General features: G+C 73.4%; 2 protein-coding genes. Both read left to right on the forward strand.

Annotated features, from left to right (window positions below; genetic code table 11):
• Positions 1 to 336 (forward strand): DUF2243 domain-containing protein (locus GT030_RS18070; RefSeq protein ID WP_161201967.1); only part of this gene is annotated, 336 nt, incomplete at its 5' end.
• Positions 333 to 979 (forward strand): cytochrome c oxidase assembly protein (locus GT030_RS18075; protein WP_161201968.1); only part of this gene is annotated, 647 nt, incomplete at its 3' end. The genes GT030_RS18070 and GT030_RS18075, both read left to right, overlap by 4 nt.

Below are 979 nucleotides of genomic sequence, written 5' to 3' on the forward strand. Positions count from 1 at the left end.
ATGAACACCGTGTGGGACGGCGTCTTCCACGCCCTGTGCTGGATCGCCGTCCTGCTCGGCCTCGCCGTCCTGTACTCCCGTGTCACCCACGACCGGCGCACCGTATGGACCTCACGGGTGCTGTGGGGGTGGGTGCTGGCCGGCTGGGGCGTCTTCAACCTGGTGGAGGGCATCCTCGACCACCAGATCCTCGGCATCCACCATGTGCACGGCGGCCCCCACCAGGCGTGGTGGGACGCCGGTTTCCTCGTCCTCGGCGCGCTGTTCGTGGCCGCCGGCCACCTGATCCGGCGCGGCGGCCGCTTCCACGACCCCGCGGCCCCGCAGGGCGCATGACGGAACACCACCACGGAGCGGGCACCGTCCTGCCGCAGGCGGTGACGGTCGTCCTGGCCCTGCTGTCCCTCGCCGCGCTCCACCACCTCGCCGTGCGACGGGCCGTACGCCGCAACCCCGCGCAGGACTGGCCGGTTTGGCGCACCATCTCCTTCGCCACCGGTCTGACCCTCGTCGCCGTCGCCCTGGTGCCCCCCGCGCCCACCGGTTTCCCCGCGCACATGGCCCAGCACATGCTCATCGGCATGTACGCCCCGCCGGCGCTCGTGCTCGCCGCCCCCGTCACGCTGGCCCTGCGCGCGCTGCCACCCGCCGGGGCCCGCCGGATCACGGCCGTCCTGCACAGCCCGCCCGTGCGATGCGCGGTCCATCCGGTCAGCGCGCTCCTGCTGAGCACCGGCAGCCTGGCGGTGCTGTACTTCACCCCGCTGTACAACACCGCCATGAGCCACCCCGCCGGGCACTGGCTCATGGCGGCACACTTCCTGCTCTCCGGATGCCTGTTCGCGCACGCCATCGCGGGCCCCGACCCCGCCCCGGGCCGCCCCGGCGTACCCGCCCGGCTCACCTGCCTGGGTGTCGCCATCGCCGCACACGCGCTGATCGCCCAGGCCCTGTACGGCGGCTTCTTCACCGACGTCCA

It is taken from the genome of Streptomyces sp. SID1328, from assembly GCF_009865595.1.
In the GTDB taxonomy this organism is placed as follows: domain Bacteria; phylum Actinomycetota; class Actinomycetes; order Streptomycetales; family Streptomycetaceae; genus Streptomyces; species Streptomyces griseoluteus.